Annotated in this window: 10 protein-coding genes; 5 read left to right on the top strand and 5 right to left on the bottom strand. The window is 68.2% G+C overall.

Features of this window, described 5'->3' with window-relative positions; all coding sequences use genetic code 11:
- The first annotated feature begins 92 nt into the window (after nucleotides 1–92).
- A complete protein-coding gene (cobT, locus tag H5T77_RS19595; protein WP_292652089.1) occupies nucleotides 93–1,142 on the top strand; it encodes a nicotinate-nucleotide--dimethylbenzimidazole phosphoribosyltransferase in 1,050 nt (349 codons plus the stop codon).
- On the top strand, nucleotides 1,142–1,912 hold the full coding sequence (locus H5T77_RS19600) for an adenosylcobinamide-GDP ribazoletransferase (RefSeq protein ID WP_292652090.1): 771 nt from the start codon (nucleotides 1,142–1,144) through the stop codon (nucleotides 1,910–1,912). Before cobT ends, H5T77_RS19600 begins: the two co-directional genes overlap by 1 nt.
- A gap of 170 nt (nucleotides 1,913–2,082) precedes the next feature.
- Here H5T77_RS19600 and H5T77_RS19605 read toward each other — a convergent pair whose 3' ends face one another.
- Nucleotides 2,083–2,610 carry a bifunctional adenosylcobinamide kinase/adenosylcobinamide-phosphate guanylyltransferase gene (locus H5T77_RS19605; RefSeq protein ID WP_292652092.1) on the bottom strand — a complete coding sequence of 176 codons (528 nt, stop codon included), beginning with the start codon at nucleotides 2,608–2,610 and terminating at the stop codon, nucleotides 2,083–2,085.
- 37 nt (nucleotides 2,611–2,647) lie between these two features.
- Here H5T77_RS19605 and H5T77_RS19610 point away from each other — a divergent pair, with 37 nt between their 5' ends.
- Complete coding sequence (locus tag H5T77_RS19610) at nucleotides 2,648–3,448, top strand: metallophosphoesterase family protein (RefSeq protein ID WP_292652094.1); 801 nt, start codon at nucleotides 2,648–2,650, stop codon at nucleotides 3,446–3,448.
- 58 nt (nucleotides 3,449–3,506) lie between these two features.
- Here the strand turns inward: H5T77_RS19610 and H5T77_RS19615 are convergent, their stop codons facing one another.
- From H5T77_RS19615 to H5T77_RS19630, 4 genes are read right to left on the bottom strand one after another with little or no spacing between them, the layout of a single operon-like run.
- Nucleotides 3,507–4,268, bottom strand: a complete 762-nt coding sequence (locus H5T77_RS19615; protein WP_292652095.1) for an ABC transporter permease — start codon at nucleotides 4,266–4,268, stop codon at nucleotides 3,507–3,509.
- Complete coding sequence (locus H5T77_RS19620) at nucleotides 4,265–5,056, bottom strand: ABC transporter ATP-binding protein (protein WP_292652097.1); 792 nt, start codon at nucleotides 5,054–5,056, stop codon at nucleotides 4,265–4,267. The genes H5T77_RS19615 and H5T77_RS19620 overlap by 4 nt, the downstream gene beginning before the upstream one ends.
- Nucleotides 5,053–5,451: a DUF1048 domain-containing protein gene (locus tag H5T77_RS19625; protein WP_292652099.1), complete on the bottom strand. Its 399-nt coding sequence runs from the start codon at nucleotides 5,449–5,451 to the stop codon at nucleotides 5,053–5,055. The genes H5T77_RS19620 and H5T77_RS19625 overlap by 4 nt, the downstream gene beginning before the upstream one ends.
- 3 nt (nucleotides 5,452–5,454) lie before the next feature.
- A complete protein-coding gene (locus H5T77_RS19630) occupies nucleotides 5,455–5,784 on the bottom strand; it encodes a PadR family transcriptional regulator (RefSeq protein ID WP_292652101.1) in 330 nt (109 codons plus the stop codon).
- Between the two features lie 303 nt (nucleotides 5,785–6,087).
- On the opposite strand from H5T77_RS19630, the gene H5T77_RS19635 reads away from it, so the two are divergent.
- Together H5T77_RS19635 and H5T77_RS19640 are read left to right on the top strand one after the other, a co-directional pair.
- Entirely contained in the window at nucleotides 6,088–6,390 is a 303-nt protein-coding gene (locus H5T77_RS19635) for a hypothetical protein (protein ID WP_292652102.1), read from the top strand.
- The coding region (locus H5T77_RS19640) for a hypothetical protein (protein ID WP_292652103.1) at nucleotides 6,390–6,610 on the top strand (221 nt) is incomplete at its 3' end. The genes H5T77_RS19635 and H5T77_RS19640, both read left to right, overlap by 1 nt.

Consider the following 6,610-nt stretch of genomic DNA (forward strand, 5'->3'; position numbering starts at 1 on the left):
CGACAGTGACTGTGTTGGTTTCGACACGCTCGCTGGCGCTCACGGCTCAACCAGCGGGGACCGGCCTCAACCCCTTGGGGTACCTTGCCGAGGTGACGATCCGGACTCCAGACGACAACGTACGCAACCAGGCAGCCGAGCGCCTCGGAGCCCTCGCGACGCCTCCTGGCGCCCTCGGCCGCCTCGGCGAGCTGGCGGTCTGGGCGGCGGCATGCCAGGGCGAGGTGCCGCCGCGGCCGGTCGAGAACGTCCGGCTGGTGATCTTCGCCGGTGACCACGGAGTCGCGCAGCACGGGGTCTCGGCGTTCCCGCCGGCGATCACGGGCGCGATGGTGCGTACGTTCCTGAGCGGACGTGCCGGGGTCAGCGCGCTCGCGAAGGCGCACGGCGTCCAGGTCCGGGTGCTCGACCTCGGTGTCGACGAGGAGTTCGAGGATCTCGACGCGACGATCCGGGAGGCGTTGACCCGCCACAAGATCCGGCGCGCGAGCGGCGCGATCCACCTCGAGGACGCCTTGACCGCCGAGGAGACCCGGGCCGCGCTGGAGGCCGGCGCCGCAGTGGCCCGCGAGGAGATCGCCACCGGTGCGCAGCTGCTGATCAGCGGTGACATGGGCATCGGCAACACCACCCCTGCGGCGGCGATGGTGGCCGCCGGGCTCGGACTGCCCGCGAGCGAGGTCACCGGTCGCGGGACCGGCATCGGCGACGACGCGATGCGGACCAAGTCCGACGTCATCACCACCGCCCTCGCGCGTGCCGGCGAACGCGCCGACGACCCGATCGAGACCCTCGCCGCGCTCGGCAGCGCCGACCTCGCCGCGACGACCGGCTACCTCCTCGAGGCCGCCCGCAACGGCATCCCCGTCCTCCTCGACGGTCTGATGAGCGTCGCCTGCGCGCTCACCGCCGACCGGATCGAGCCCGGCGCCGCGAAGTGGTACGCCGCGGGTCACCGCTCCACCGAGCCGGCCCAGTCGCTGGCCCTGGAGAAGCTCGGCCTGGAGCCGCTGCTCGACCTCGACCTGCGGCTCGGCGAGGGCTCCGGCGCGGTCGCCGCGCTGCCGGTCGTCCGTAGCGCCGTCGCCCTGCTGCGTGACGTCGCCCTGCTCTCCGAGCTCGCGCCGGGAGACCCTGCCTGATGCTCGTGCGGGACGCCTGGCGTCTCGCGGTCGGCACGCTGACCGCGATGCCCGTGCCGCCTCCTGAGCACGTCGACCGTCGCCGCGCCGGGGTGGCGATGGTGCTGGCGCCGCTGGCCGCACTGCCCCTCGCACTAGGCGCAGCCGCTATCGCACTCCTGGGGCAGCTCGCCGGACTGTCGCACCTGGTCACCGCTCTGCTCGCGATCGGCGTCGTGGTCGTCGGCAACCGAGCGCTCCACCTCGACGGTCTGGCCGACACGGTCGACGGGATGGCCGCCTCCTACGACCGCGAGCGTTCGCTCCAGGTGATGAAGACCGGCACCTCCGGGCCCGCCGGCGTCACCGCGATCGTCCTCGTCCTCGGTCTCCAGGTGGCGGGGCTGGCCTCGGTGCTGGCGGGGGAGGGCGGCGTACGCCTGGCCGTCCTCGTCCTCGTCGCCGTCTGTGCCTCGCGCGCGGCGCTGTCCCTGTGCTGCGCCCGCGGCATCAGGCCGGCGCGCGAGGACGGGCTGGGGCGGACGTTCACCCAGACCGTGCCGCCCCTCGTCACGGTCCTCGTCTGGACTGTCGTCGCCGCCGCGCTCGCCGGCGCCGGTGCCTGGGCGGGTCTGCCGTGGTGGCGAGGAGCCCTCGCGGTCGCCGTTGCCGCAGCCGTCGCCGGCGCGATCATCCTGCGGGCGATCCGGCGGTTCGGGGGAGTGACCGGCGACGTCCTCGGCGCAGCCGCCGAAGCCGCGTTGGCAGCAGTGCTCGTCACCCTGGCCTGACATGCCGTGACGCGTCCCGCTGGTCGAGCCCTACTCCGCTGGTCGAGCCGGATTCGTGAGGAACGAGCGAATCCGTGTCGAGACCAACACGGTGACCTCCGCGCTCGATGGGACTGTGTTGGTCTCGACACGCCTCCGCCTAGCGGCTCCGGCGGCTCGACCAGCGCGGGTCAGAGCTTCAGGACTCGCCCGGCGATGACCAGGTGCACCTCGTCGCAGAACTCGGCGATGCGTTGATTGGCTAGCCCGAGCAGGTCACGGAAGAGGCGGCCGGAGCGGTGTGCGGGCACGACACCGAGGCCGACCTCGTTGGTGACGAGCACGGTGTCAGCCGTACGTCCGTGGAGTGTGCGCGTGATCTCGCCGAGGCGGCCGGTGATCACCTCGGCGGCGTCGTCGGTGGACGCGTCCCAGAGGGCCTCAGCATCTATCACCGCCGTCAGCCAGGTCCCCAAACAGTCGACCATAACGGCCTCCTGGCCAGCTAGAACGGTCGCGAGGTCGTGCGATTCGATGGTTGTCCATGACGCCGGTCGGCGGAGCCGGTGCGCAGCCAGTCGGGCGGCCCAGTCAGGATCCGGGTCGTCCTCCACCGTCGGACCGGGGGCAACGTACGTCACCGACTCGGCTGCCGACAGCAACATCTCGGCATGCCGCGACTTCCCCGACCGCACCCCACCGGTCACCAGAATCCTCATCGGGCCAGTCTCCCAGCCATCGCATAGCCTGCGGCCCATGACCCCAGAGCGGATCGCGTTGATCTCGGACGTGCACGGCAATCTCACCGCCCTCGAAGCAGTCCTCGCCGACATCGAGGCACGCGGGATCACCAGGATCTTCAACCTCGGCGACTACGTCGGCAAGGGACCGAGAGGACGCGAGGTCGCCGAGCTCTGCCGGGAGAGATGCGAGGTCAACCTCCTCGGCAACTGGGAGGACTTCCTGCTGACCCCGCAGCCCGACTTCGGGCGCGAGTCGGTCGGGCTGATGTGGTGGCGGTTGCAGGCGTGGGAGCAGGCCGAGTGGCTGCGTACCCTCCCGTTCTCCCACGACTTCACCCTCAGCGGCCGTCGGATCAGGCTCTTCCACGCCTCGGAGGAGACCGTCCACCGACGGGTCAGGTTCGACCACGACGAGCAGGAGTTCCTGGGGCTGTTCCGGAACACCGAGGCGACCGGTCTCGACGTGCCCGAGCCCGACGTCGTCGGCTACGCCGACACCCACGATCCCTACTACGAGACCGACCGGGACCGGCGCACCGTCTTCAACACCGGCAGCGTCGGCAACTGCATGAGCGACCCGACCCCGGTCTACGTGATCCTCGAGGGTGTGATGGACAGCGACGAGGAGGCCCCGTTCGGCATCCAGTGGGTCCGGGTTCCCTACGACGTGGACGCCGAGATCGAGTACGCCGCCGGCGTCGGCATGCCCGAGCTCACCGAGTACACCTACGAGCTGCGGACGGGCTTCTACCGGGGCAACCTCAGGAGCGGTGTCGAGAACGGCGAGCAGCCGACCTACCACCGGAAGGGGTAGATCGGCTCTTCGTCGCTATCGAAACAGCGTCGCCATCGGAAGTGTCACCGTGGAGCGGTCAGCTGATCTTGCGTCGGTAGACGGCCATCGCGGCGACGTACGAGACGACCAGGATGCCCACGCACCAGGCCAGCGCGACCCAGATGTCGTCACCGACCGGTTGCTCGGCGAAGAATGCCTGGATGGTGTTGACGATCGAGGTGACCGGCTGGTTCTCGGCGAAGGCGCGAACCGGGCCGGGCATCGTCTCCGTCGGCGCGAACGCCGAGCTGATGAACGGCAGGAAGATCAGCGGGTAGGAGAACCCGGTGGCTCCCTCCATCGTCTGCGCCGCCAGCCCGGGGATGACCGCGAGCCAGGTCAGGGCCAGGGTGAGCAGGGCCAGGATCCCGGCGACCGCGAGCCAGGCGCCCAGGTCCGCCGAGGTGCGGAAGCCCATCACGAACGCGACGCCCAGGATGATCACCATGGTCAGCATGTTGGCCACCATCGAGGTCCCGACGTGTGCCCACAGCACCGCCGAGCGGGCGATCGGCATCGACTGGAACCGCTCGAAGATCCCGCTCTTCATGTCGGTGAAGAGCCGAAGCGCGGTGTACGCGATCCCCGAGGCGATCGCCATGACCATGATCCCCGGGAGCACGTAGTTGACGTAGTTGTCCGTGCCGGTCCGGATCGCCCCACCGAGCACGTAGACGAAGAGCAGCATCATCGCGATCGGGGTGAGCGCAGTGGTGATGATCGTGTCCGGGCTGCGGGTGATGTGCCGTAGCGAGCGCCCCAGCAGGGCGCCGGCATCGGCGAATGCGTACGTGTTCATGCTCGTTCTCCTCGGGTGGTGGAGCCGGTGAGTGAAAGAAAAATTTCTTCCAGGGACGGCTGCTTCTCGACGTACTCGACCTTCGCCGGCGGCAGCATCGCCTTGAGCTCGGCGAGAGTGCCGTTGGCGATGATCGTCCCGCCGTGCAGGATGGCGATGCGGTCGGCGAGCTGCTCGGCCTCTTCCAGGTACTGCGTGGTCAGCAGCACGGTCGTGCCCTGCGCGGTCAGCTCGCGAACGACCTTCCACACCTCGATGCGCGACTCCGGGTCCAGCCCGGTGGTCGGCTCGTCGAGGAAGATCACCGACGGCGAGCCGATCAGTGACATCGCGATGTCCAGCCGCCTCCGCATGCCGCCGGAGTAGGTCGCGACCTTCCGGGCGCCCGCCTCGACCAGGTCGAAGCGCTTCAGCAGCCCGTCGGCCACGTCGCCGGGGGAGGGGAGGTGGCGCAGCTTCGCGACCAGGATCAGGTTCTCCCGCCCGGTCAGGATCTCGTCGACCGCCGCGAACTGGCCGGTCAGCGAGATCGCCTCCCGCACCCGCTGCGCCTCGTCGACGACCGAGGCACCCTCGACCAGCGCCGTGCCGGCATCAGATTTCAGGAGCGTCGAGAGGATGCGTACGGCCGTGGTCTTTCCGGCTCCGTTCGACCCGAGCAGCGCGAAGATGCTGCCCCTCGCCACCTCGAAGTCGACTCCCTTCAAAACCGGTGATCGAGCCTGTCGAGATCCACCTTTGTAGGACTTCTCCAATCCCCGTACGGAGATGGCAGCTGTCGCGCTCATGACTCCTCCTTCCGGTGATCGAGCTTGTCGAGATCACCGTGCGTGATGTTTTCGATGGCCTCGTTGAGCCGGGCGCGCTCCTTCTTGATCCAGGCGCCCTCGGAGTAGTTCCTGGCGAACTCCTCGGCGAACTCGACGGGGTCGTCGCCGACGATCGCGCTCACCGGTGTGCCGTCGGCGGCGCCCTGCTCGAAGAGCTCGAGGAGGTCCTCGGCCATCGCGGTCAGGATCGCGCCGTCGGCGATGCCAGCGGCGTACATCAGGTAGCGCTCGACCGCATCGTGCGCCTTGCGGTGGCTCTCGGGAAGCTGCTGCTTGCGGGCCTTGAGCTGCCGCCAGCGCTTCTTCAGTCCGAGCTCGCCTACGACGGTCTCGAGCATTGATCGGATGGACATGCCTTACTTCCCTTCGGTGCGGAGGTTCTCGAGCCGTTCGGCCAGGAACCCCCAGGTGGTCCAGAACTCTTCGAGGTGCTTCTCGCCATCTGCGTTGAGCGAGTACACCTTCCGCGGCGGCCCCTTCTCGCTCGGCCGCTTCTCCACGTCCACCAGCCCGTTCTTCTCGATCCGGACCAGCAGCGCGTAGACCGTGCCCTCGGCGATCTCGGTGAATCCCTGGCTCCGCAGCCAGGCGGTGATCTCATACCCGTACGCCGGGTTGCCGGTCAGGAACGCCAGCACGATCCCCTCGAGCGTCCCCTTGAGCATCTCGGTCATCTGTTTGCCCATCGGGCACCTCCTCCACTACTCAGTGTTGCTGACTACCAGTACATAGTAGCGCTGAGTAGTGGCTCCGGCGCAAGTTCTTATCGCCGGCAGAAATGCCAGCGGCGCTGCGACCCGGCTGGTTCATACCCCGCATCCGTCCTGGGAGGTGGGGGCGTCCTGGCGTCGAATGCGAATCGCCGACACCGTTCTCCGAGTGGCGGCAGTCGTTGACCCGCACCGAAGGATCTGAAACTTTTCTGTTTAGAACTCCGGGATCGGGGTATGAGGTGGTTGTATCCACCGTCGACGCTTTGGGGGTCACGCATGAACGTAGAGATGGTCGAGGCAGACGTCAGGACCTCTGCGCAGAAGATCCAGGCAGCAGCCAACAACGTGAAGGGGATCGACTTCAGCGAGTCGATCAGCGCGATCACCTCGGCGCTGCCGGGCAGTACCTGCGGTGGGGCTGCCAACAAGCTGAAGACTGAGCTGAAGAACGATCTCGACGGATGGGTGAAGGCGGCGAACAACCACCACGAGCTCACCAACAACGCAGCCGACCACATCGTCGCCGCCGACGTGACCAGCCAGCAGACTGGCCAGAAGATCACCCAGCAGGTGGAGTGATGACCGTCACCTACGAGAAGTTGCAGAGCTGGAAGCCTGACGGCTTGGGCGACGCCGCTGACAAGCTGAACACCCTTCGCAAGAAGCTGGTCGACCAGCAGGACGAGATGGATGCGGGCAAGCCTCCGGGCACCTGGCAGAGCGACAGTGCCCAGGCGGCCCGGGATCGACACAAGCGCCTGGTCCAGGACATCAACGACATCGCCGCTCCGCTGTCCGC

Origin of the sequence: Nocardioides sp., assembly GCF_014360585.1 — a bacterium.
Lineage (GTDB): Bacteria > Actinomycetota > Actinomycetes > Propionibacteriales > Nocardioidaceae > Nocardioides.